Genomic DNA, 814 nt, shown 5'->3' with positions numbered 1-814 from the left:
GAACCCTCAACCCGGCTTTACCGATGAAAACGGATGCCCGATTGGTGCGCCGAGTCTACCGTTACTTAGTACTCATGATCCTTGTTGGAATATTAAAACTAATTTTGCTAATGCCAGATTTATGCAAAAGGTAACCGCAATAGATAAACCGGAAGTTTTTGATTACGATCATGAAATGGGGTTTGCCGCAGCTTATCCTCCTGCAAATACAGGAGTGATAGGAACACAGTATCAACCTATGGAAAATAATATAGATACTCATAAAGTAAGACTTCCTGATGGAAGTCAATATTTTGCTTTCATACATTCTCATAACAATAAAGAAGGGGCTGTAAAAATGTTTTCACCGGCAGATCTTGCTACCTTTTTATCGAGTTGTGTCGTCAATGCTAACGAAAGCGGAAGTATCGGAGATGCTTATGCGATGGTAATAACTTCTGCGGGAAATTATATTTTGAAATATACAGGCTTTTCAACTACATTTGGTATAGGACCAAATGGTCTTAAGTTTTGGAATGCTTGGTATGAAAGGGCTATGTTAGAAATTCAGAATGATGATAAAAGTTTTGACCAAGACAAAGTGGAAAAAATGTTTTTAAGATTTTTGAAAGAAAAAGTAAAAATAGACGGAGTACAACTATACAAAGTCGAAAAGACCACAGGAAAAGCTACAGAACTAAGCTTAGATGCTACTAATACTGTAATACCAACACCATGCGATTAAAGAAAAATATTATGAAAAAACTAATTATTTTACTAGCACTTCACTCACTGTTTTTGAGTTTTGCTCAAATATATCCTCTTAATACGTATT

1 protein-coding gene is annotated in these 814 nt (G+C 35.4%); it reads left to right on the top strand.

Going from position 1 to position 814, the window contains the following annotated elements; genetic code table 11:
* Window positions 1-724: hypothetical protein (locus OEA66_RS20390; RefSeq protein ID WP_267283141.1), on the top strand; the 724-nt coding region annotated here is incomplete at its 5' end.
* Window positions 725-814 lie beyond the last annotated feature (90 nt).

The organism is Chryseobacterium luquanense (genome assembly GCF_026460945.1).
Classification (GTDB): domain Bacteria; phylum Bacteroidota; class Bacteroidia; order Flavobacteriales; family Weeksellaceae; genus Chryseobacterium; species Chryseobacterium luquanense.
This window is presented reverse-complemented; position numbering and strand designations above follow the sequence as displayed.